Source organism: Actinoplanes sp. NPDC048967 (genome assembly GCF_040649415.1).
In the GTDB taxonomy this organism is placed as follows: domain Bacteria; phylum Actinomycetota; class Actinomycetes; order Mycobacteriales; family Micromonosporaceae; genus Actinoplanes.
The window spans coordinates 377,533-399,964 of sequence record NZ_JBEZFL010000008.1 but is presented as its reverse complement, the minus strand read 5'-3'; the positions used below and the strand labels follow the sequence as shown (position 1 = coordinate 399,964).

Genomic DNA, 22,432 nt, shown 5'->3' with positions numbered 1-22,432 from the left:
GCCGGCCGGCACCTCCCAGGAAGACGAGTCCGGACGCCGGGTGCCACCGGGCCGGCGCACGCCAGCAACCCGGATCCGCCCCGGGTTCTGTCGTACCCGTCCGATACAACTACGACCCGATCGATCGTGCGGGAGGACCGGATCGTGACCGAGGACGAGATCGTCTACGAGCGGCGCAGCGCGGCGCCGGTCATCGCGCCCGTGCGCCCGCGCAAGCTGGCCAAGGTGCCCTTTGTGGAGCTGGCCGAGGGCCGGTTGCAGGGCGTCGTCTCGAGCGGCTCGGACGCGTCGCGGGTCTACGTCTCCTCGATCACCGCCGGGGACCACGGGCTGAGCTGCACCACCAACAACAACCGGCCCTGCGGCGGCCTCGGCCCGGCCCGGCCGTGCAACCACATCGGCGCGCTGATCGACGCCGCGGTGGCGCAGTACGGCCTCGACCGGGTGACCCGCTACCTCAAGGCCTGCCCGAGGGCGAGCAGGACCTCCGCCACGCCCTGCACCCGACGACGGCGCCGAGGCACTCCGCCGAGGTGTTCAGCGGCTTCCTGCGCCACCTGGCCTATCTGGAGCTCCCGCCGGCCGCCGACCCCCTGCCCGAGCTGCAGTGGTTCCCGGCCGCCGGGGCGGTGAGCTGATGCTCGCCGCGGCGCTGCGCACCCGCCCGGCCGGGCTCGACCAGGCGCTGGCCCTGGTCGACGGCCTGGACGACGCGCTCCTGCACGGCCTGGCCCGCCTCGACGAGACGCGCGCCGCCCACCTCACCGCCCTGGCCGCCGCCTTCGCCGGCTCGCCGCTGGCCGGCCCGGTCGCCGAGGCCACCGGCAAGATCATCGCCGGGACGGTGACCGACCAGCATCTGGCCGTCCTGGCCGGCGCCCGTTCCGCTCTGCTCGGCGCGGCCCACGACACCCTGCTCGCCGGCGTGGACGCCGCCCTCGGCCGGGTCCGGGAGCCGTGGTCCGCCGCGCCTGTCCCCGCGGCTCCCGGCCGTCCCCTGGCCGCCGGCCGTTCGTGGCTGCGCGAGCTGGCGATCGCCGGTTGGCGCGGCGTCGACACGGAGGTGGCGGCCGGCGGCGCGCAGGCCGTGCAGGCACTGCTGGCCGACCCGTCGGCCCGCCGGCTCGCGGTCCTGCTCGACGGCTTCGCGGCCGAGTTACGGGCCACGGCACCGGTCGCCGCGCTGACCCCCGTCCCGGTGCGCCGCTGGGCCGATCTCTGGGCCCGGGCCCTGCTGCTGTGCCAGGACGGCTTCGCGACCACCGAGGCCGTCGCGGTCGACGGGCGGTTGCTGATCCTCGGCGCCGACCTGCACGAGCACCCGACGGTGTTCCGGGCCCAGGTGCACGGGCTGCTGGAGACCCGCGGCGGCGGGGTGCGCCTGGTCCGGGCGAGCATGGCGGCCGCCAAGGTCGACACCATCACCGGCCCGTCCGCCTGGCGGATGCTCGCCGCCTTCCCACTGCTGCGCGCGGCGCTCGCCGGGCACCGCACGGTCGAGGTGTCCGGCATGCCGCTCACCCCGGGCGGCGATCTGATCTGGCACGAGGCCCGCGCCGCGGCGGGCGGGCCGGCCGACCCGTTCGCGACCGCCCGGGTCCGGCTCGGTGCCGCGATCGCCTCGTCCGCCCCGCCGCTCGACCGGCATCCGGTGGCGATCGCCGAGCCGGTGCTGCTGGAGGGCTATCGGGCGACGGCGGACTCGTTCGACCTCGGCGGCACGACCCTGGCGGTGGACGTGAGCCGGCTGCCCGCGGCCGGCCCGCTCACGCCCGCGCTCGTGGCGGCCTCCACGGCATGCCTGGGGCTGCTGCGCTGGGAGGCCGGGCGGTGGTCGGTGCAGCCGCTGGCCGTGCAGACCCTGATCGGCAAGAAGGCGGTCGCCGTGCACACCGCCGACTGGGCCCTGGGCCCCACCGAGGCCAGGGCGGCGAAGGCGGAGGCGGTCGCGGGCACCGCCGTCGACGTGCTGCGCGAGCGAGCGGGAAGGCTGCTGCGAAAGTGACGACGGCGCACCACCGACGGCAGGTGCTCTACTGGCGGCTCCTGGCCCGGCTCTTCGACCCCGACGAGCAGGCCGCCCTGGAGTCCGCGAGCGTGGCCGTCGTCGACGACCTGGCACTGCCGGCCGCGCTGCTCGACCCGTCGGTCTCGGTGGACACGGTGGTGCAACGGTTCCCGCACCTGGAGTCCGAGTTCGACGGCCTGCTGACCACCACGGCGGACGACCGCGACGGCGAGGTGCGCCGGGCGGCCCTGATCTCCAAGGTGCTGCTCAACGTCTTCGCCACCGGCTCGGGCGAGGTGACCGCCGGGCAGCTCACCCGCTGGCAGGCCGACGCGGGCTGGTTCGAGCGGGCGCTCGGCGCCGAGCCCGGGCGGTTGCGGGGGCGCTCGACCGGCGTGGGCGGCGGCTCCGGCGGCGACCTCACCGCGGTGCTGGCCGGGATCGAGGGTGAGCTCGTCAAGCGGATGCGGCTGCGCGAGGTCCTCGCCGACCCCCGGCTGGCCCGGCAGCTGACGCCCGGCATGTCGCTGATCGAGCAGCTGCTGCGCGACAAGAGCAACCTCGACGGCGTCGCCCTGGCCAACGCCAAGGCGCTGATCCGCCGGTTCGTCGACGAGGTCGCCGAGGTGCTGCGCACCCAGGTCGCGCAGGCGCCGGCCGGCACCGTCGACCGGTCCGTGCCGCCCCGGCGGGTCCTGCGCAACCTCGACGTCAACCGCACCATCTGGCAGAACCTGCCGAGGTGGAGCCCGGCCGACGAGCGCCTCTACGTCGACCGGCTGTATTACCGGCACACCGCCAGGCGCACCAGCCCGGCCCGGATGATCGTGGTGGTGGACCAGTCCGGCTCGATGGTCGATGCCATGGTCAACTGCACCGTCCTGGCCTCGATCTTCGCCGGGCTGCCGCGGGTCGAGGTGCACCTGATCGCGTACGACACCCGCGCGCTGGATCTCACGCCCTGGGTGCACGACCCGTTCGAGGTGCTGCTGCGGACCGATCTCGGCGGCGGCAACGACGGCCCGGCCGCCCTGGCCCTGGCCCAGGCCAAGATCGCCGCTCCGGCCGACACGGTGCTCGTCTGGATCTCGGACTTCTACGAGTTCGACCGGTCCCGGCCGCTGTTCGACGGCATCGCCGCCCTGCACCGCTCCGGCGTGCGCTTCATCCCGGTCGGCTCGGTCACCAGCTCCGGCGCCCAGCAGGTCAACCCCTGGTTCCGCCGGCGCCTGCGGGACCTGGGCACCCCGGTGATCTCCGGCAACATCGGCAAGCTCGTCACCGAGCTCAAAGACTTCATCGCCTGACAACCAAGGAGCTGCCATGAGCGAGATGCTGCGCGCCCCCGCCGAGGTCAAGTACGCCGACGAGCTGGACTGGCTCGAGTCGGTCGACGACGGGCCCAAGCCGTTCTCCTGGCGGCTCAGCCCCAAGATGGTCCGCCTGTTCGTCCTCGGCTCGGTCCGCGCCGACGGCCTCGACCGGGTGATCCCGCAGAAGTGGTTCGGCGAGCGGAGCCTGGTCGAGCGGGCCGTCGTCACGCTCGCCTCCGACCGCGGTCTGCTGCTCATCGGCGACCCCGGCACCGGCAAGAGCTGGCTGGCCGAGCTGCTCGCCGCCGCCGTCAGCCGCAACTCCACGCTGGTCGTGCAGGGCACCGCCGGCACCACCGAGGACCACGTCAAGTACTCGTGGAACGTCTCGATGGTCATCGCCCAGGGCCAGTCCCGCGCCTCGATGATCCCGTCACCGATCATGACCGCGATGGAGGGCGGGGTGATCGGCCGCTTCGAGGAGCTGACCCGCTCCACCAGCGACGTGCAGGACGCCCTGATCTCGATCCTCTCCGAGAAGTACGTCTCCATCCCCGAGCTGGACGACGACAACATCGTCTTCGCCCGGCCCGGCTTCTCGATCATCGCCACCGCCAACAGCCGCGACCGGGGCGTCAACGACCTCTCGTCCGCACTCAAGCGACGCTTCAACTTCGTCCGCATCCCGATGGTGACCAACCGCCGGAGCGAGGCGGAGATCGTCCGCTTCCGCACCGCCGAGCTGCTGCGCCGGCACAACATCGAGCTGGAGGTGCCACCGACACTGCTGGACGTGCTGCTGCAGAGCTTCGCCGACCTGCGCGCTGCCTCGGCCGCGGCAACCGGCGACGACGAACGCCTGGAGTCGGCGCTGTCCACCGCCGAGCAGATCGGCGTCCTGGAGGACGCCATCCTGCACAGCACCTTCTTCGGAGGCACGCTCGACGCGCAGACACTCGCCGGCACGCTGGTCGGGTCACTGGCCCGGCGCAGCCCCGAAGACCTGGCCATCCTCAACAAGTACTGGCACGGGGTCGTCGAGCCACGCAGCAAGGACCACGGCGGCGAATGGTCCGGCTTCCTGGAGGGCGGCCGCCGGGCGATCGCCACCCTGTCGTGAGTGACCCCTTCGGTGAGCTGCGCGCGCGGCTGCTCGAGGCGGCCGAGGCGCTCACCGGCGGGCCGGCGGCGCTGCCGGAGATCCTCGCCGGCATCGTCGACGACGTCGATCACGCCCTGCGCGAGCCGGTGGAGATCTTCCCCGTCTGCCACCACTCGCCGTCCTCGGCGCTGGCCATGGTCCGGCGGCTGCGGGAGAAGCGGCCGACGGTGATCTACCTGGAGCTGTGCGAGGACCTCGGGCCGCTGCTGAGCGAACTGCGAAACTGCCGGCTGCCGGTGGCGTTGCAGGCGTTCGCGGCGGAGCTGGACGGCTTCCCCGAGGAGGCGGCGCCGCTGAGCGTGATCGCGCCGATCACCGAGGCGTCGGCGGAATACCAGGCGATCGCCTACGCCCTGGAGACGCCCGGCGTGGAACTCGTCCTGGTCGACCGGTCCACCGATCACCTCTTCCAGTGGATGCCCGCACCCGGGCCGGCCGCGTCCACCGAGGCGGCGTGGGAGTTGCACGGTGCCGCGGTCGGGGTGGAGCTCGGCGATCTGCGGCCGCGCTTCGCCGAGCTGGAGGAGCACCTGCTGCGCCACGGGCGGGTCCGGCACTGGTCGGAATGGTGGGACCAGTACGTGGAACAGCCCCTCGCCGGCGCCGACCATGCGACGTACCGGCAGGTGATGGTCCTGATCGGCAGCCTGTTCCGGCGCCTGACGCCGCACGACACCCGGCTGCACGCGATCGACGAGGACCGCGAGCGTCACATGTGGACGCGCATCCGCGAGCACCTCGCCGCCGGCGGCGCCGACCGGGCCGACTGCCTGTACGTCTGCGGGGCCTTCCACGCCGCCAGCCGCGTACCCGAGGCCGGCTCCGATCCCTTGGCGCCGGACTTCACCATCCCGCCGCCCACCGGCAGCAAGTGGCTCTACGGGCTCATCCCGTCCAGCCGCTCCGCGATCGAGGCGCAGTTCGAGCTCGCCCCGGGCTCCGTCTCCATCGCCGCCGCCACCTGGGAGAAGGCGCTCAGCGGCAGTGGGCTCACGCCGTACCGGCTGGCCGGGCAGAAGGGCGGCCGGAAGCGCGCTGCGAAGGCCTTGCCGCTGCCCGCGAGGGAGCCCGTGGCGGTGACCGACCAGCTCACCGCCTACCTCGGTACGCCCGCTGTCCTCGACGGGCTCGACGAGCAGGAGCTGCGCGGCTGGTGCGTCGACATCGTGCGGCTGGCCCGGCGCAACGGCTATCCGGCCAGCACCGCCGACGCCATCGCCGTCTTCGAGACGTCGATCCTGCTGGCCGGGATGCGCGGGCGGGCGCGGCCCACGCCGTACGACTTCCAGGACGCGGCCGTCACCTGCATCGAGAAGGAGGCCGTGCCGGGCCGTCGTGACGTACGCCGGCTCTGCGAGGTCCTGCTCGGCGGCGACCGGGTCGGCCAGGTCGGGTACGCCGCGATGCCGCCGCTCGCCCGTGACGTCCTCGACCGGCTCGCCCCGCTCGGCCTCGACCTGGAACAACGCACCATCCAGCGGGCGCTGCTCGACGTCACCGCCCGGCCGGAGCTCGCCGCCTGCTCGGACCTGCTGTGGATGCTGCGCTGCCTGCTGCCCGACCACGCCGTACGGCCGATCATGGGCACCCGCCGCCTGGGCGAGCCGACCATCCAGGAGAGCTGGGACCTGGACCTGGGCCGCCACCAGCGCACCATCATCGAGCTCGGCTACGAGGGCGTGACCGTCGAACAGGTCCTCGAGCAACGCCTCCGCCGCGCGGCCTGGGGCCCTGAGTCCACGGCGGCGACCGCGCTCAGGGCCGTCGAACAGTCCCTGGTGTTCCTGCACAGTCCCCGGCTCACCGACGACCTGGGTGCTCGGGCCGTCGACCTGTTGGCCGGTGAACGCACCGTCGACGAGGCCCCCACGGTGCTGCGCCGCATCCGCCGCCTGCTCGCCTACTACCGGACGACCGCCCGGGCGCTGCCGCCCTGGTGCGACCGGTTCGTCACCGAGGGGTACGCGCACTACTGCACGCTCCTGCCCACCGCGTTCGTCAGCGAGGACACGGGGGTGCGGCAGGTCGGCGCGATGCTCGGCTTCCTGGTCAGCCTGGAAGCCCTGGCGTTGTCGCTGGGCTGCGACCGGAGACAGCTGGAGCTGGCCGTACGGCAGTCGCATCCGCGGGCCCCGATGAAGCTGGCATTGCTCTGGGCGGCTCAGCATCAGCTGGGCCTGCTTCCCCTGGCCGAGTTGCGTGCCCGGGTCGGCGCTCTGCTCGACAACCCGCTGGTGGTGCCGGCCTTCCCGCAGTACGTCACTGGCCTGGTGCAGGCGCTGGAGGCGGTGCCCCGGCTGGCGCCGTTCGTCGTCGAGACGCTGTCCGAAGCGTTCGGGCAGCTGCCCGATCGGGTCCTGCTGCCCTGGCTGCCGACCCTGATCACCACCCTCCGGACGCATGCGGCGGAGCTCGTCCCGGTCCTGACCCGTGCGGCCGGACGCACGTTCCCCGGCACACTGGCCGAGCTCGACTCCTGGACCCCGCCCTGGGATGCCGACGGCGGGCCCGGTCCGCCGGTGGGCCTGGGTGTGAGCGCCGCCGTGGCGTTGCTGGCGGCGTATCCGTCAGCCACCGACGGAGTGGCGGGACTGCTCGGGGTTGCTGCCGGCGGCGTGGCCGAGCTGCTGGCGGCTCATCCGGCTGCGGGGGAGGCGGTGGCCGAGTTGATGACGTGAAGGTGATCTCGTGACGCCGGGTGGCCGTACCCGGGTGCTCGGCCGGCGGGGGATTTGCTAGTGTTTCCTCCGTCGCCGGGGCAACGCGCCGGAGTGACAAGCGGACGTAGCGCAGCTGGTAGCGCATCACCTTGCCAAGGTGAGGGTCGCGGGTTCGAATCCCGTCGTCCGCTCTCCCGAACGACACCTACCCGTCGAAGCCCGTGCTCACGGTCAGGTCCCTCCACCGCTCCAGCTCGGCGCGTTGCGCGTCCAGGACGTTGCTGAACGCATGGAGGGCATCCGCGCCGAGCAGCAGGAGGGCCGGCGGTTCCGGCGCGGCCACCGCGGTGATGATCGCTTGCGCGGCCTTCGCCGGGTCACCCGGCTGGGTGCCGTGGACGGTGTCGTTCGCGCCGGCCCGGCGAGCCCGCATGCCCGGGAGCACTGCCTTGATCATCGCCACCGCACCGAAGAGTGGGTGTCGAACAGCCGTCGCACCTCGGCGTCGTCACCTTCCTCGACCGCGGCCCGGTAGCCGTAGCCGGCATTGTCGACCAGGACGTCGACCCGGCCGAAGTCCCGCCTCGGCCCGCCGCACCGCGGCCGTGACCTGTGCGGGGTCGGTCACGTCGAGCGCGAGGGCGCGGGCGGTGTCCGGGTGCGCCTGCTCCAGGTCCTGGATCTTGGCGGCGTCGCGGGCGGTCACGACGGCGTTGTCGCTGCGGGCGAGGACCGCCTCGGCGAGGGTACGGCCTCCCAGCCGGACGCCGGTGGGCCGCGCCGGTGGCCGAGGGGCGCGGCGGCCGGATCGTCGCCGCACCCCTCGGGCCTCAGGACTCAGCTCGCACTGCAGGTGGGCGTCATCGGGCCCGCCGTACCGGTGGCCTGGAAGCCGAATTCCGTAGCCTGACCGGCGCCGATCCTGCCGTTGTAGGCCACGTTGGAGAACTGGACCGCGCCGCTGGTGCCGGTCCGGTCGGCGTTCCAGCTGCTGGTCACCGTGGCGCCGGCCGGTACCGTCATTCCGACGGTCCAGCCGTTGGTTCCCGACGCCCCCGCGGTCACCTTGACCGTGGCCACGAAGCCGCCGTTCCAGGCGTTGACCGACACCGTCGCGGTGCAGCCGGCACCCGGAACCGGGGCGCTGGGTGACGGCGAGCCGGAGGACGGCGAGCTCGGGGACGGGGAGCCCGTCGACGGGGCGCTGGGCGACGGGGTGCTCGACGACGGCGGCGTGGAGGTGAGGGCCGGCGTCTGCCAGTCACGCCACTCGGCCAGGTTGCCCGCCGCGCGGCTGGAGATCCGGATCGCGCCCGGGGCGGTGCCGGTTCTCAGGAGGAACTTCTGGATGTGCTGCTGCAGCGGGGTACGCCACTCCGGCCGGTTCGCGCAGTGGGTGCCGTCCTGGACGTCCGACCAGTACGTGATGTTCGCACCCGCGCCCAGCGCCTTGTAGACCTCCGCGCCGCCCAGGGCGGCCACGCTGGCCGACTTCGGACCCAGGTTGGCGATGTGCGGGTTGTCCATGATGAACAGGCCGCGCGGGGCCACCATCGCCACGAGTTCGTGGGTGTCCACCGGCAGCCTGGCCGGGCTGCCGGTGAAGGAGCCGAACGCGTCGCCCAGCCAGGGCTGCTCGCCGTACGCGCTGCTCAGGCTCTGCGCGCCCTCGCCCGGGATCCCTCGGAAGATCGGTGCGCCCGCGCTGCCCGACTCGATCGGCATGGTCAGCGCGATGCGCTGGTCGAACGCACCCGTGACGATGGCGCCCTTGCCGAAGCGGGAGCAGCCGGTGACGCCCGTGGCGTCCGCGCGCAGGATGCTGCCGTTCGACTGCTCGATGACGTCGATGATCCGGCTGACCCCCCACGCCCACGCCACCAGCAGACCCGTGCTGCTGGACGCGCCGTAGATGCTGTAGAACGCGCCTTGCTTGTTGTTGCGCGGGGTGCCTTCCTTACCCACCGCGTACGGGTCGTAGTTGATGACAGCCGCACCGGCCGCCTTGATGCCGGCCGTGTCAGCACCGAAACCGCCCAGCACGACAACGGCGGGGAACGGGCCGGAGCCGCTGGGCAGCTCGACCTTGGCCGAGAAGCTGGAGCTTCTGCCGTTGTGGCTCACGTTCACGGTGATCGTGGTGCTCGACACCGTTCCCGTGACGGTGGCGGGCTTCGCCGGCTTCTCGCCGTACACGAATCTCTCGGCCAGTTTCTTGATCTCCGCCCGCCGGCACTGCCAGTCCGACGTGCTGGTGATGCGCGTGCCGTTGAGCCGGGTGAAGGGGTCGGGGAGTTTGGCGATGGTCGGCAGCGAGCCGCCGTCGGGCAGCGCGGGTACGGCGCAGCCGGCGCCTTCGTCCTCGACCGCGGCGGCCGGGACGGCGGCCTCCGCGGCGGGGATCGTGGTGACCAGAGTCGCCACTCCGGCGATGGTCACTGCCGCAGTCAGCAACGCGACGAGTGCCGAGCGGATGTCAGAGCGGCCCGGGCTGGTGGTCACGGGGCCCTCCTTCCGTGGGGGGATCGCGGGGGCGCCGAATACCGGAACTTCCGGTCGCGCAAGCATGGAAGCGCTCCCATGGTGGACGGCTCCAGTGTTGAGTGTTGTATCGACGAATGTCAATCAACCTGGGCGGTAGGGAGGCGCCGGCCGGTCGCCTTTCTCGCCGGACCACCGAAACTTACGGTCCGCTCGGGGCCGGGGAGAGGCCGGCCGCCGACGCGTACCCTCTGCCCATGGCTGATGCTGAGGATGTCCGCCGCCTGGCGCTGGCTCTCCCGCAGACCGAGGAGATCGACAGCGAAGGCTTCGACTTCCGGGTGGCGGGCAAGGGCTTCGTCTGGTCCTACCCCGAGCGTCTGCCCGGCAAGCCGCGCACGATCCGCACCGACGTCGCGGTTCTCTACGTGGGCGACGAGGCCGAGAAGCAGGCGCTGCTGCTCGGCGAACCGCGGCTCTTCTTCACCACGCCCGGCTACGACGGCCTGCCGCTGGTGATGCTGCGCCTGCCGGAGGTCACCGTCGACCGTCTCGGCGAGCTGGTGACCGACGCCTGGCGGATGCGTGCCCCCGAGGGCCTGGCCGGCGCCGCGTAGCCCTACGGGTAGCTCAGCTCCACCACGGCCGAGTAGTTGTCGACTGCGTTCAGCGTGCGCACCCCGAGGGTGTGCGAGCCCGGCGCCGGCGCCGCAATGGTGATCGATGTGCTGCCGACCTGTCCCACCGGCACCCCGTCCAGCAGGACCTCGTAGCCCGCGACCGGCGCCGTGATGAACGGTGACTGGGCCGGGGGAGCCGTCCAGGACAAGCGCAGCAGCCCGGCCCCCGGAGTGTCCACCCGCAGAGCGCTCGGCGGCGCCGGGATCTCGTCACCGCGCCAGATCCGCCCGAGCGACTTGTACGACCACGGCGACACGTTCCCGGCCGCGTCCACCGCACGCACGGAGAAGACGTACACCCGCGGCGGCAACGCTCCGCCGGTCGAGTAGACGTAGCGGGTGTCGGTGACCGTCGCCCGAGGCTCGCCGCTCTCGGACACCTCGTATCTGACCGGTCCCTGATCGTCGGTGGACGGCGCCCAGGTGATCGTGAGGCCGGCGCTGATGTCGAAGGCCAATGGTCCGGGACGGCCGGGTGCCGTGTGGTCCATCGGGGCCCCCGCGCAGTCGGCACCGTTGAGGGTGCAGTTCGCCGGGTCGCCCTGGCCGCCGGCCACCCAGCCGAACGTCGTGGACGATCCCGGCGCCAGCCGCGCGTTCCAGGTCTCGTTGGTGACCGTGTAGTGCTCCCCGCTGCGGGTGAACACCCCGCTGTAGGAGCTCGTCACCCTGGTGCCGGGAAGGTCGAACTCGACCCGCCAGCCGTCGACGGCGGCCGCGCTGTCGTTGCGGATCGTGATGCTGCCGACGTAGCCCGCCGGCCACTGCCCCAGGCGCGTGAAGGCGGCGACGGGCGCGCCAGTCGCCGCCGAACCGGCGGCTGCGGGCGCCAGGACGGCCCCCGTGGTCAGGACGAGCAGCACGGCGAGTCGTTTCATATCGACGACGTTATATGTGACCGGACCAAGATCGAAAGGAGGCGTATTTCCGGGTCATCCCGGATAGGACTCCGCTCCCTATTGCGGGCATGCTGGACGGATCGCGCATTCGGCCACGGGGAGGAAGCCCATGCACGCCAGACGACTCACCATCGGGACCGGCGCCGCACTCGCCACACTGCTGCTCGCTGCGGCGTGTGGTTCCGGCACCGGCGACGCGGCCGAGCCCGCCCCCGCCCCGGCGGGCGCCGGCCCGCACGGTTCGCACAGCGCGTCGTCCCCGGCGCCTCCGGTGGCGCTGCGCCAGGGGGAGCGGTTCGTCGATCTGGCCCTGCCGCAGCCCTACACCCCCGCCGCCCCCAACGGCGGCACCGACGAATACCGGTGCTTCGTCGTCGATCCGAAGCTGACCGAGCCCGCGTACCTGACCGGCAGCCGCTTCCGGCCGCAGAACGCCGACATCGTGCACCACGCGATCTTCTACCGGCTCAGCGCCGAGCAGGCCAAGGCCGCCGCCGACCTGGACGCGAAGACGCCGGGCGAGGGCTGGACCTGCTTCGGTGACGCGGGTGTGCCGGGGGACACGGCCTGGGTCGCGCACTGGGCTCCCGGCGCCGGCGAGACGCTCATGCCGGCCGGTTTCGGCTTCGAGATGCCGCCCGGCAGCAAGCTGGTCATGCAGGTGCACTACAACCTGCTCGGCGTCACCGATCAGAGCAAGGCCTCCGACCGGTCCGGCATCCAGATGCGGATCGCGGACGGCGGAGCGCCGTTGCGGGGCCTCGAAACCGCCCTGGTGGCGGCGCCGATCGAGCTGCCGTGCGAGCCGGGTGCCACCGGCCCCCTCTGCGATCGCGACACCGCTGTCGCGGATGTCGCCAAGCGCTTCGGCGCCGGATCCGCCGAGACCGTCCAGGGCCTCAACGCGGGCTGCAACGCCGGCGCCGCGCCGGTCGCCGGCAACACCCAGCATTGCGACCATCCGGTACGCGAGCCCGGCACGATCTACCTCGCCGCCGGCCACATGCACCTGCTCGGACGGTCCATCAAGGTCGAGCTCAATCCGGGTACGCCCAAGGCCCGCACCATCATCGACGTGCCGCGATACGACTTCGACAATCAGGCCCTGGTCCCGCTGCCCGAGCCCATCGCCGTCGAGCGCGGGGACACGCTGCGCGTCACCTGCACCCACGACGCGACCCTGCGCAAGCAGTTGCCGCAGCTCAAGTCCCTTCCCTCGCGGTACGTCGTGTGGGGCGAGGGCACCAGCGACGAGATGTGCCTGGGAGTCATGGTGATGGCCCCCAGGTCCTGAACGGTGAGCGGTCCTTGACATCGCGCGGGGCAGGCCCTTGGCTGAACGCATCGACGGCCACGGATGGTCTGTCCCGCGCCGGAGAGGTTCCCATGCGCCGCTGGCTCGCGCTTCCGCTCGTGATCGCCGTACTGACGCCGGGGGCACCCGCCCGGGCGGACAGCGCCGCGCCCGCCACACCGCAGCGGGTGGCGCTGGGGGCCGGCACCACCTCGATGAGCCTGTCCTGGGAGCAGCCGCGCACCGGTCCCCGGGCCCGCTGGTTCCAGGTGTACGAGGACGGCCAGGTGGTCGCCCGGGCCACCACCACCTCCGCGACCGTGGGGGTGGCCTTCAACTCCACCCACACGTACACGGTCACCGCCGTCGACGCGCAGGGCCACGAGTCCGCCCCGACCGTCCCGGTCAGCGGGCAAGCCTGGGCGTCCGGCCTGAATCCGGAGTGCCTGAGCCCGGCGCCGCTGACGGTCACGGCCACCGCGATCACCGCCTCGGCCGCCTCGCTGTCGTGGCCCCGGCATCCTCTGTGGCAGGACCTGGAGCTGCGGGTCGGCGGGGTCGGCCTGGGCCGGACGACGCGCACCAGCGCCCGGATCGGCGGCCTGGCCCCGGCGACGACCTACAACGTCGGCCTCTACCGCTACAACGGCTGTCTGCAGCAGACCGTGCCGGTGGCCTGGGGCTCCCTGACGACCGCCGCCGGCGGCACCGAGCGTCCGGCCGCACCGTCCGCGCTGTCCGTCGCCGGCCGCACCGACACCACGATCCGGCTCTCCTGGACCGCAGCCGAGGGCCCGGCCCCGGCCCGGTACGCGGTCTACGACGGCGACACCCTCGTCGCCCGCACCAGGAGCACCGCCGTGACGGTCGGCCGCCTTTACCACGCCTCGCGACACACCTTCACCGTGGCGGCCCTCAACGCCGCCGGCGACGAGTCCACCCACACCCGGCCGGTGCCGGCCGACACCGAGCCCTGCCAGGTCGACCCGCCCCGGCCGATCGGGCTCACCGCCACCGCGGTGTCCCCGTCCTCGGTCCGGCTGAGCTGGGTCCTGCGATCCGCGGCGGTCTCGTACACCGTCTACGACGGCGACCGCCCGGTCGCCACGCCGGCCGGTCCGGAGGCCATGGTGACCGGGCTGGCGTCCGCCTCGCGGCACAACTTCCGGGTGACCGCCATCCTGCCGGACGGCTGCGGCGAGACCCCGCGCAGCACCGCCGTCGCGGTGACCACGCCGCCCGGCCCGACCGGCCGCCCCGCCCCGCCCGTGGACCTCACGCTCGCCGGCAACGCGCCCCTGGGCGTGAACAGCACCGCGCTCACGCTCAGCTGGACAGCGTCCGCCGGCGGCGAGCCCGCGACCGGCTACCGGATCTACGAGGGCGCGACCCTCGCCGGTACGGCCACCGGCACCCAGCTGCCCCTCACGGTCGGCGCGGGCACCCGGCACACCTACACCGTGGTGGCCGTGGACGCCGCCGGCACCGAGTCCTTGTCGAGCGCTCCGCTGGCCGTGCAGGCCACGTACCTGCCGCCGCCGTAACGGCTGCCGCGCGCCGACGTCTCGCTATGCTGACGCCAGCAATGGCCGGCAGCGAGGGAGAGGCACGCGTGCGCACCACCGTGCATGACGTCGCGCGCGCGGCCGGCGTCTCGGTCTCCACGGTGTCGCGGGCGCTCACCGGCGGCCGGGTCAGCCCCGCCACCCGCGAGGCGGTGCAGGAGGCGGCGGAACGCCTCGGCTACCGGCCAAACCGGGCGGCCCAGGGGCTCATCACCGGCCGCACCGGCAACCTCGGCCTGATCGTGCCCGACCTGCGCAACCCGTTCTTCGCGGACGTGGCCAAGGGCGTGACCGCCCGGGCCCGGGCGGTCAACTGCGGCGTGTTCATCAGCGACACGGACGAGGACGTCGCGGCCGAGCTGGAGGCGATCGCCACCCTGGGCCGCAACACCGACGGGGTCCTGCTCTGCTCCCCGCGGGCCGGCGACGCCGAGCTGCTGGAGGTGGCCGACCCGGCGACGACCGTGCTGGTGCACCGCCGGGTGCCCGGCATGCTGTCCGTGGTGGCCGACATCGCCGGCGGCACCCGGCAGGCCATCGGTCATCTCCGGGCCCTCGGGCACCGGTGCATCGCCTTCGTCGCCGGGCCGGAGGACTCGTGGGCCGGGCAGCAGCGGCTGTCGGCACTGGCCGAGATCACCGCCGGCGACGACACCGAGATCCTGCGCGTCGGTTCGGTGGCGCCCACGTTCCAGGGCGGGGTGCTCGCCGGCGACCTGGTGCTGGCCGGTCCGGCCACCGCCGTGCTGGCCTACAACGACCTGGTCGCCATGGGCCTGTTGCACCGTCTCGCCGCCCGCGGGATCGCGGTGCCGCAGCGGATGAGCGTGGTCGGCTACGACGACATCAGCATGGCCATGATGAGCCACCCGCCGCTGACCACGGTGACGGTCCCCAAGGGCCGGTCCGGGGTGGCCGCGCTGGAGCTGCTGCTGCGCCGCATCGGGGGCGCCGACGGGTCGGGCCGGCCGGCCGGCTCCGCGCGCGAGCCGGAGATCACCCTGGCCACCAGCCTGGCCGTGCGGGACTCCTCCGGGGTGGCCCCGGCCTGACTGACGGCTCCCGTCAGGTCACCGCGCCGAGCTGCCACGGGACGAACTCGTCGCGGCCCAGGTCCAGTTCCTCGCTGACCGTGGGCCGGCCGGACGCCACGTCCAGGACGGTCCGCAGGATCTCCTCGCCGAGGCCCTCGATGGTCGCGGTGCCGTCGGCGATGCCGCCCGCGTTGAGGTCCATGTCGTCGCGCATGCGCTCGAACATCGTGGTGTTCGTCGCGATCTTGACGCACGGCACCGGCTTGGTACCGAGCACCGAGCCCCGGCCGGTGGTGAAGCAGACGACGTTCGCGCCCCCGGCGACCAGCCCGGTGACCGAGACCGGGTCGTAGCCCGGGGTGTCCATGAAGGTGAAGCCGGACGCGGTCACCCGCTCGGCGTACTCGTAGACCGCCACGAGCTCGGCGGTGCCGCCCTTGGCGACCGCGCCCAGCGACTTCTCCAGGATCGTGGTGAGGCCGCCGGCCTTGTTGCCCGGTGACGGGTTGTTGTCCAGCGTGCCCCCACCGGCCTGCACGTACCCGTGCCACCAGGCGATCCGGTCGAGCAGCCGCTGCCCGACCTCCTTACTGACCGCCCGCCGGGTCAGCAGGTGCTCCGCGCCGAAGACCTCGGGGGTCTCGGCCAGGACGGTGGTCGCTCCCTGAGCGACCAGCAGATCGGAGGTACGGCCCAGAGCCGGGTTCGCGGTGATCCCCGAATACCCGTCCGAGCCGCCGCAGTTGAGCCCGAGCACCAGCGCCGACGCCGGTACGGTCTGTCGCCGCCGTTGCGCCACCTGCTCCAGCAGCCCCCGCACCGCGGTGACCCCGGCCCGGACCGTGGCCCGGATACCGCCCTGCTCCTGGATGACGAGCTGCTCGATCAGGGTGTCCGCCGGGAGCGCGCCGGTCACGCTGTCGACGCCGATCATCTCGCAGCCCAGGCCCAGCACCAGGATCGCGCCGATGTTCGGGTGCGCGGCGTACCCGCGCAGGGTGCGCTGGAGCAGCCGGCCGCCGTCGCTGGTGGGCACCAGGCCGCAGCCGGAGTCGTGGGTGAGCGCGACGACGCCGTCGACCCCCGGGAACGCGTCCATCGCCAGGCCACGGAACTGGTCGGCGATCATCCGGGCCGTCGAGGCGGCGCAGTTGACCGACGTCACGATGCCGACGTAGTTGCGCGTGCCGACCGAGCCGTCCGCGCGGACGTACCCCTCGAACGTGAGCCGCTCGGGGGCCGGCGGAATCGCCACGCGGGCCGTGCCGAACTCGTACGTGTGGTCGACCGAGTCCATGGCGAGGTTGTGGGCGTGCACGTGGTCGCCGGCGCGCACGTCGCCGGTGGTGCGGCCGATGGTCTGGCCGTACTTGTGCACCCGGGTGCCCGGAGCCAGCTCGCGCAGCGCGACCTTGTGTCCCTGCGGCACCGCCGCCGCGACGGTCAGCAGCAGGTCACCGTGTCGCAGCACCAGGCCCGGCGGGAGGTCGCGCAACGCCACCGCGACGTCGTCGTCGGGCCCCAGCAGCAGGGCGTGCTCGGGAAGCGGGGCGGGTTCCGGGTCAGCCATGAGGTGCATCCTCGCCGCGAATGGAAAGTTGCGGGAACGTTTTCACTCTGTATCATCGCACGCAGTCGATGGGCCGTCCACGGGCGGCGACGTCGGTGCCGGTCCCCGGAGAGGAATCACGTGACCCAGGCGAGGCCAGATCTGCGCCCCCTGAGCAGCGCCGGCGTGGCCCGGGCGGAGCTGCCCGTGCGGATCCTGCAGATCGGCGCCGGCAACTTCATCCGCGCGTTCGTCGACCTGATGGTGCACCGGGCGAACGAGGCCGGCGTGCTCCGGCACGGGATCGCGGTCCTGAAGGTGACGCCCCGGCCGGAGCACGTGACCCCGCGCCTGGCCGAGCAGGACGGCCTGTTCCACGTCGTCCTCGAGGGCGCCGGGGCCACGGAGACCACCCTGGTCACCGCGGTCCGCGAGGTCGTCAACGCCTACGCCGACTGGGACCGCTGCCGCGCGCTGGCCCGCGGCGAGGAGCTGCGGTTCGTCGTCTCCAACACCACCGAGGCGGGCATCGTGTTCGTCGACGGCGACGACCTCACCGCGTCGCCTCCCGCGTCGTTCCCGGCGAAGATGACCGCGCTGCTGCACGAGCGCTGGCGGCACTTCGGCGGTGACCCGGCCCGGGGACTGTCGTTCCTGCCCTGCGAACTCAACGAGGACAACGGCAGCACCCTGCGGGCGATGGTCCTCCGGCACGCCGCTCGGGCGAGCGCCGATCCCGGCTTCGCGCGGTGGGTCGCCGAGCACTGCCGGTTCTACGACACGATCGTCGACCGCATCGTGCCGGGACTGCCCGCGGACGAGGCCGCGGAGCTGCGGCAGAGCCTGGGGTACGACGACCGCCTCATCGTCCGCGGCGAGTCCTACGGGCACTGGGCGATCGCCGGCGACCCGGCCATCCGTGACGAGTTCCCGCTGGACCGGGCCGGCCAGCCCGTCGAGTTCCTCACCGACATCCGGCCGTACCGGGAGAAGAAGGTCCGTGTGCTCAACGGCGCGCACACCGCGATGGCCGCGGTGGCCCCGCTGCTGGGCTGCCGGACCGTGCTGGAGGCCACCGCGCACCCGCTCGCCGGGGCGTACGTCCGGCAGCTGGTCGAGTGCGAGGTGCTGCCGACCCTGCCCGGCGACCGCGCCGAGCTGAGCCGCTTCGCCGCCGCGATCCTCGACCGGTTCCGCAATCCCGTGCTGCGGCACGAGCTGGCCGACATCGCGCTCAACGCGATCGCCAAGTGGCGTACCCGGAATCTGCCCGTGGTCCTCGACGCCTGGCGCGCCGGGCGCGAGGCCCCGCTCAGCGTCTTCGCCCTGGCCTGCCTGCTGGCCGGCTACGCCGGGGTGCTGAGCGACCTGCCGGTCCGCGACGACGATCCGGCGGTGCTGTCGCGGATCCGGGACAGCTTCCCGGCCGGCGATCCGCAATCCTGGCCGGCGCAGCTCTTCCCGGCGCTCGGCTGGTCCGGAACGCTCGACCAGTCGCAGCTGACGCGGCTGGCCGCCGAGACCGCCGTACCGTTGCGCGCGCTTCTCGCCGGTGACCCCGCGCAGGTCCTGACCGGACTGCTGACGCCTTCCCCTGTGTCCGACTAGGAGTGATGACCGTGCACGAGACCTGGCAACAGCTGGCCGACCACGCGCTCGTACCCGTGGTGGTGCTGGACGACCCGGCCGCCGCCCGGCCGCTGGGCCAGGCGCTGGTCGACGGCGGGCTGCCCGTCGCCGAGGTCACGTTGCGCACCCCCGAGGCCCTCAAGGGCATCCAGGAGCTGGCCGGGCACGGCGGCCTGCTCGTCGGGGCCGGCACGGTGCTGACCCCGCGGCAGGTGGAGCTGGCCGTCGAGGCCGGCGCCCGGTACGTCGTCTCGCCCGGGCTCTCGCGGGCCGTGGTCGAGCGCTGCCAGGCACTCGGCGTACCGGTGCTGCCCGGCGCGGTGACCGCGACCGAGGTCCAGGCGGCCATCGAGCTCGGCCTGGAGGCCGTCAAGTTCTTCCCGGCCGCCACCTCGGGCGGTCCGGCCGCCGTCGCCGCCCTGGCCGCGCCCTTCGCGGACATGCGCTTCGTGCCCACCGGCGGCATCGACGCCGGCAACGTCGCCGACTACCTCGCGCTGCCCGCCGTGCTGGCCGTCGGCGGCTCCTGGATGGTGCCGCGCGCCGCGATCCGCGCCGGTGACTTCGCCCGGATCCACGAGCTGACCAGCCAGGCTGTCGCCGCCACCCGCGGACGTTGAGAGAGGTCCACCATGCCGGTACTGCCGCTCAGGCCCGCCGACTCCTGCCGTTTCGACGCCGTCAGCCTCGGTGAGGTGATGCTGCGCCTCGACCCGGGGGAGGGGCGCGTGCGCACGGCCCGTTCCTTCCGCGCCTCGGAGGGCGGCGGTGAGTACAACGTCGCTCGGGGGCTGCGGCGCGTCTTCGGCCTGCGCACCGCCGTCGTCACCGCGCTGGCCGACAACGAGGTGGGCCGGCTCGTCGAGGACTGCATGCTGACCGGCGGGGTCGACACCAGCTTCGTGCGGTGGATCCCGTACGACGGGGTGGGCCGGGCGGTGCGCAACGGGCTCAACTTCACCGAGCGGGGTTTCGGCGTACGGGGGGCCGTCGGGGTCTCGGACCGCGGGCACACGGCCGCGTCGCAGCTGCGGGCGCAGGACGTCGACTGGGACCACCTGTTCGGCGAGGTCGGGGTCCGCTGGCTGCACACCGGCGGCATCTTCGCCGCCCTGTCCGACACCGCCGCGGAGACGACTCTGGCCGCGGTGCACGCCGCCCGCCGCCACGGCACCGTGGTCTCCTACGACCTCAATTACCGCCCGAGCCTGTGGAAGGCGGTCGGCGGCACCGCCCGGGCCCGCGAGGTCAACGCCGGCATCGCCCCGCACGTCGACGTGATGATCGGCAACGAGGAGGACTTCACCGCCTGCCTCGGCTTCCAGGTCGAAGGCGTCGACGACAACCTGCGGGACCTGCGTACGGCGTCGTTCGCCCGGATGATCAGCAAGGTGGCGGCCGAGTACCCCCGCCTGCGCGTCATCGCGACGACCCTGCGCGGCGTCCGCACGGCCACCCGCAACGACTGGGGTGCCCTGGCCTGGTCCGGGCCGACCGGCGTGATCGAGTCGACGCACCGCCCGGACCTCGAGATCCTGGACCGCGTCGGCGGCGGCGACTCCTTCGCGGCCGGCCTGATCTACGGCATCCTGGACGGCGCCTCGCTCGCGGAAGCGGTCGAGTACGGTGCCGCGCACGGCGCCTTGGCGATGACGACGCCGGGGGACACGTCGATGGCCGTCAAGGCGGAGGTCCTGGCCCTGGCGGCCGGCGGAGGCGCCCGCGTCCAGCGCTGACCAGCCCGCGCTTGTTTCTTCTCCGTGAGACCACCTGGCTTGTCTTGCGGGCCGTGGTCGACCAGGAGAAGCTCCTCAGCGACCAGCGGCTGATGTGCTGCGAGTCGCTCGGCGCGGACGCCGTCGCCGCCATCCGCAGCACCTCGGCGGCCCGGGCGCGCGCCGACCCCCTGACGGCTGCGGTCAGCGCCGCGCCAGCAGGCCGGAGATCAGGTCCTGGAGCGGCTCGAGGAGCTCCTGCTCGCCGGCCGAGGCCAGAGGTTCCATCGTCGCCGTGGAGCGCAGCAGGGCGATGCCCAGCGCGGCCGACAGCGCGATCTGCGCCCGCAGCAGCAGCTTGTCGTCGCCCGGCCTCCGCCCGGCGGCCGTGGCGAGGCTCTCGGCGAAGGAGCGCAGGATGCCCCGCCGGATCTCGTCGGCGCGTTCGTCGCCGGAGGAGCGCAGCAGCAGCACCAGCAGGCTGGGGTGCTGGCCGACGTGCGGGCCGGCGAGCTGGCGGGCGATGGCGTGCGGCACCTCGGCGAGGGTCACATCCGCCGCGACCGTGCGGCCCAGCTCGTCGACGGCGCCGGTCAGGCAGGCCTCGAACAGGCCCTCCTTGGACGTGAAGTAGCGGTTGATCAGGGCGACGTTGACCCCGGCCTCGTCGGCGATCTCGCGCACGGTGGTGGCCGCGTAGCCATCGGCCGCGAAGCGGCGCCGGGCGGCGTCGAGCAGGAGCTGCCGGGTGCCCGCGGCGTCGCGGCGGCGGGGTGCGGGCGTACGTGTCGTCATGGCTTCCTTCCGTGGCGTCACCAGCGTAACGGTCGCCGGGGTGTGACGTAAACATCCGTTGACTTTGCCGCCCGGCGGTCGATACTGGGTTAAGTCAGCAACTGTTTACATCTAGGTTCCGGGGTTCTCATGACGCAAACCATCGAGCAGCCGCCCACCGCGGATTCCGCCGTGGGCGGGGGCCGTAGTGCCGGCAACACCCTGCTGGTGCTCTACCTGTCGCTCGGCGGCCTGGCCTTCGCCGTGCTCCAGTCACTGGTGGCCCCGGCGTTGTCGACGATCGGGCGCGAGCTGAATGCCTCGACCGGCGACGCCAGTTGGGTGATCACGGCATACCTGCTCTCCGCGTCCGTGCTGACGCCGATCCTCGGCCGCCTCGGCGACATGGTGGGCAAGCGCCGCGTCCTGATCGCCGTGCTCGCCATCCTGGCCGGCGGCACCCTGCTGGCCGCGCTGGCGCCCAACCTGGTCGTGCTGATCGTCGCCCGCGCGCTGCAGGGTGCGGCCGGGGCGATCCTGCCCCTGTCGATCGGCATCGTGCGCGACGAGCTGCCCCGGGAGCGCGTCGGCGTCACGGTCGGCCTGCTGTCGGCGATCTTCGGGGTCGGCGCCGGTGTCGGCATCGTGGCCGCCGGCCCGATCGTCGAGCACCTGTCCTGGCACTGGCTGTTCTGGCTGCCGCTGGTCCTGGTCGTCATCGCGCTGCTCGGGTCGATCTTCGGCATCAAGGAGTCGCCGGTGCGCACCCCCGGGCGCCTCGACGTGCTCGGCGCCGGGATCCTGTCGGTGGCGCTGGTGTCGCTGCTGCTGGCGATCAGCAAAGGCCAGGCCTGGGGCTGGGGCGAGGCCCGGACCGTCGGCCTGCTGGCCCTCGGCGTCGTCGCCCTGATCGTCTTCGTCGTGGTCGAGCTGCGGGTCCGGGAGCCGCTCATCGACATGCGCCTGATGCGGGTCCGCGGCGTGTGGGCCACCGACCTGGTCGCGCTCATCCTGGGCTTCGCCATGTTCGGCACGTTCCTGCTGGTCCCCACGCTGCTCCAGCTGCCCGCGGCGACCGGCTACGGCTTCGGCAAGTCGGTCTCGCAGGCCGGGCTGTTCCTGCTGCCGACCGTCCTCATGATGGTCGTCTTCGGTCCGCTGGCCGGCCTGCTGGACCGCCGCCACGGCCCGAAGGTGCCGATGTTCCTCGGGGCCGTCCTGGTCGTCACCGCATTCACGCTGCCCGCCCTCGGCCACGGCGCGATCTGGCAGGTGCTGGCCTCCGGAGTGCTCACCGGCGCCGGTATCGGCTTCGCCTTCGCGGCGATGTCCAACGCGATCATCGAGAGTGTGCCGGCCGCCCAGACCGGTGAGGCCACCGGCGTCAACACGATCGCCCGGACCATCGGCAGCAGCATCGGCACGGCGGTCGTCGCGGCCGTCATCTCGTCGCACAGCACGCCGCAGGGCCTGCCCACGGACGACGCGTTCACCTACGGCTTCTGGGTCTGCGCCGCCGTTGCGGTCCTCGCGGTGGTCGCTTCGCTCGCCCTGCCGTCGGCGCGCCGACGGGCCGCGGCGACCCCGACGGCGCCAACCCCCACGTCGGCGACGACGTAGACGGCGGCGGCGGCCTCGGTGGCGGCGATGTAAACGGCGGCGGTCTCGG

At 73.2% G+C, this 22,432-nt stretch carries 17 protein-coding genes, 1 tRNA gene and 1 pseudogene; 14 read left to right on the top strand and 5 right to left on the bottom strand.

The genetic code is table 11. The features are described from left to right. Positions 1–144: 144 nt before the first annotated feature. From AB0C12_RS32605 to AB0C12_RS32580, 6 genes and pseudogenes are all read left to right on the top strand, one after another. Positions 145–638: pseudogene (locus tag AB0C12_RS32605) on the top strand (hypothetical protein). Continuing rightward, the gene (locus AB0C12_RS32600) at positions 638–2,005 is read left to right on the top strand and encodes a hypothetical protein (RefSeq protein WP_360553703.1); all 1,368 of its coding nucleotides are present in this window, start codon (positions 638–640) and stop codon (positions 2,003–2,005) included. The pseudogene AB0C12_RS32605 and the gene AB0C12_RS32600 overlap by 1 nt, the downstream one beginning before the upstream one ends. Then, positions 2,002–3,315, top strand: coding sequence for a VWA domain-containing protein (locus tag AB0C12_RS32595; RefSeq protein ID WP_360553702.1), 1,314 nt, complete (start codon positions 2,002–2,004; stop codon positions 3,313–3,315). Before AB0C12_RS32600 ends, AB0C12_RS32595 begins: the two co-directional genes overlap by 4 nt. A 16-nt stretch (positions 3,316–3,331) precedes the next feature. After that, the gene (locus AB0C12_RS32590) at positions 3,332–4,441 is read left to right on the top strand and encodes an AAA family ATPase (protein WP_360553701.1); all 1,110 of its coding nucleotides are present in this window, start codon (positions 3,332–3,334) and stop codon (positions 4,439–4,441) included. After that, positions 4,438–7,161, top strand: coding sequence for a DUF5682 family protein (locus tag AB0C12_RS32585; RefSeq protein WP_360553700.1), 2,724 nt, complete (start codon positions 4,438–4,440; stop codon positions 7,159–7,161). Before AB0C12_RS32590 ends, AB0C12_RS32585 begins: the two co-directional genes overlap by 4 nt. 100 nt (positions 7,162–7,261) lie before the next feature. After that, positions 7,262–7,334, top strand: a tRNA-Gly gene (locus tag AB0C12_RS32580). Positions 7,335–7,348: 14 nt separating this feature from the next. Here AB0C12_RS32580 and AB0C12_RS32575 read toward each other — a convergent pair. Together AB0C12_RS32575 and AB0C12_RS32570 are read right to left on the bottom strand one after the other, a co-directional pair. Next, positions 7,349–7,606, bottom strand: a complete 258-nt coding sequence (locus AB0C12_RS32575; protein ID WP_360553699.1) for a hypothetical protein — start codon at positions 7,604–7,606, stop codon at positions 7,349–7,351. 374 nt (positions 7,607–7,980) lie between these two features. Continuing rightward, positions 7,981–9,645 (bottom strand): cellulose binding domain-containing protein, encoded by a 1,665-nt coding sequence (locus AB0C12_RS32570; RefSeq protein WP_360553698.1) that lies wholly within the window; start codon positions 9,643–9,645, stop codon positions 7,981–7,983. A gap of 236 nt (positions 9,646–9,881) precedes the next feature. Here AB0C12_RS32570 and AB0C12_RS32565 point away from each other — a divergent pair, with 236 nt between their 5' ends. Next, complete coding sequence (locus tag AB0C12_RS32565; protein ID WP_360553697.1) at positions 9,882–10,241, top strand: hypothetical protein; 360 nt, start codon at positions 9,882–9,884, stop codon at positions 10,239–10,241. Positions 10,242–10,243: 2 nt separating this feature from the next. Here the strand turns inward: AB0C12_RS32565 and AB0C12_RS32560 are convergent, their stop codons facing one another. Next, positions 10,244–11,182, bottom strand: coding sequence for a cellulose binding domain-containing protein (locus tag AB0C12_RS32560; RefSeq protein WP_360553696.1), 939 nt, complete (start codon positions 11,180–11,182; stop codon positions 10,244–10,246). A gap of 130 nt (positions 11,183–11,312) precedes the next feature. Between AB0C12_RS32560 and AB0C12_RS32555 the strand changes: the two genes are divergently transcribed. From AB0C12_RS32555 to AB0C12_RS32545, 3 genes are all read left to right on the top strand, one after another. Continuing rightward, positions 11,313–12,497 carry a monooxygenase gene (locus AB0C12_RS32555; RefSeq protein ID WP_360553695.1) on the top strand — a complete coding sequence of 395 codons (1,185 nt, stop codon included), beginning with the start codon at positions 11,313–11,315 and terminating at the stop codon, positions 12,495–12,497. Positions 12,498–12,589: 92 nt separating this feature from the next. Continuing rightward, a complete protein-coding gene (locus AB0C12_RS32550) occupies positions 12,590–14,041 on the top strand; it encodes a fibronectin type III domain-containing protein (protein ID WP_360553694.1) in 1,452 nt (483 codons plus the stop codon). 68 nt (positions 14,042–14,109) lie between these two features. After that, positions 14,110–15,114, top strand: coding sequence for a LacI family DNA-binding transcriptional regulator (locus AB0C12_RS32545; RefSeq protein ID WP_360553693.1), 1,005 nt, complete (start codon positions 14,110–14,112; stop codon positions 15,112–15,114). Positions 15,115–15,127: 13 nt separating this feature from the next. On the opposite strand, the gene AB0C12_RS32540 is transcribed toward AB0C12_RS32545, so the two are convergent. Then, positions 15,128–16,666 (bottom strand): altronate dehydratase family protein, encoded by a 1,539-nt coding sequence (locus tag AB0C12_RS32540; RefSeq protein ID WP_360553692.1) that lies wholly within the window; start codon positions 16,664–16,666, stop codon positions 15,128–15,130. Positions 16,667–16,786: 120 nt separating this feature from the next. Between AB0C12_RS32540 and AB0C12_RS32535 the strand changes: the two genes are divergently transcribed. The 3 genes from AB0C12_RS32535 to AB0C12_RS32525 are packed head-to-tail and all read left to right on the top strand — an operon-like array spanning position 16,787 to position 20,010. Then, entirely contained in the window at positions 16,787–18,253 is a 1,467-nt protein-coding gene (locus AB0C12_RS32535; protein WP_360553691.1) for a tagaturonate reductase, read from the top strand. A gap of 5 nt (positions 18,254–18,258) precedes the next feature. Beyond that, the gene (gene eda / locus AB0C12_RS32530; RefSeq protein WP_360553690.1) at positions 18,259–18,894 is read left to right on the top strand and encodes a bifunctional 4-hydroxy-2-oxoglutarate aldolase/2-dehydro-3-deoxy-phosphogluconate aldolase; all 636 of its coding nucleotides are present in this window, start codon (positions 18,259–18,261) and stop codon (positions 18,892–18,894) included. Between the two features lie 12 nt (positions 18,895–18,906). After that, positions 18,907–20,010, top strand: coding sequence for a sugar kinase (locus AB0C12_RS32525; RefSeq protein WP_360553689.1), 1,104 nt, complete (start codon positions 18,907–18,909; stop codon positions 20,008–20,010). Positions 20,011–20,193: 183 nt separating this feature from the next. Here AB0C12_RS32525 and AB0C12_RS32520 read toward each other — a convergent pair whose 3' ends face one another. After that, positions 20,194–20,784 (bottom strand): helix-turn-helix domain-containing protein, encoded by a 591-nt coding sequence (locus AB0C12_RS32520; protein ID WP_360553688.1) that lies wholly within the window; start codon positions 20,782–20,784, stop codon positions 20,194–20,196. 129 nt (positions 20,785–20,913) lie between these two features. On the opposite strand from AB0C12_RS32520, the gene AB0C12_RS32515 reads away from it, so the two are divergent. Then, positions 20,914–22,383, top strand: coding sequence for an MFS transporter (locus tag AB0C12_RS32515; protein ID WP_360553687.1), 1,470 nt, complete (start codon positions 20,914–20,916; stop codon positions 22,381–22,383). Positions 22,384–22,432 lie beyond the last annotated feature (49 nt).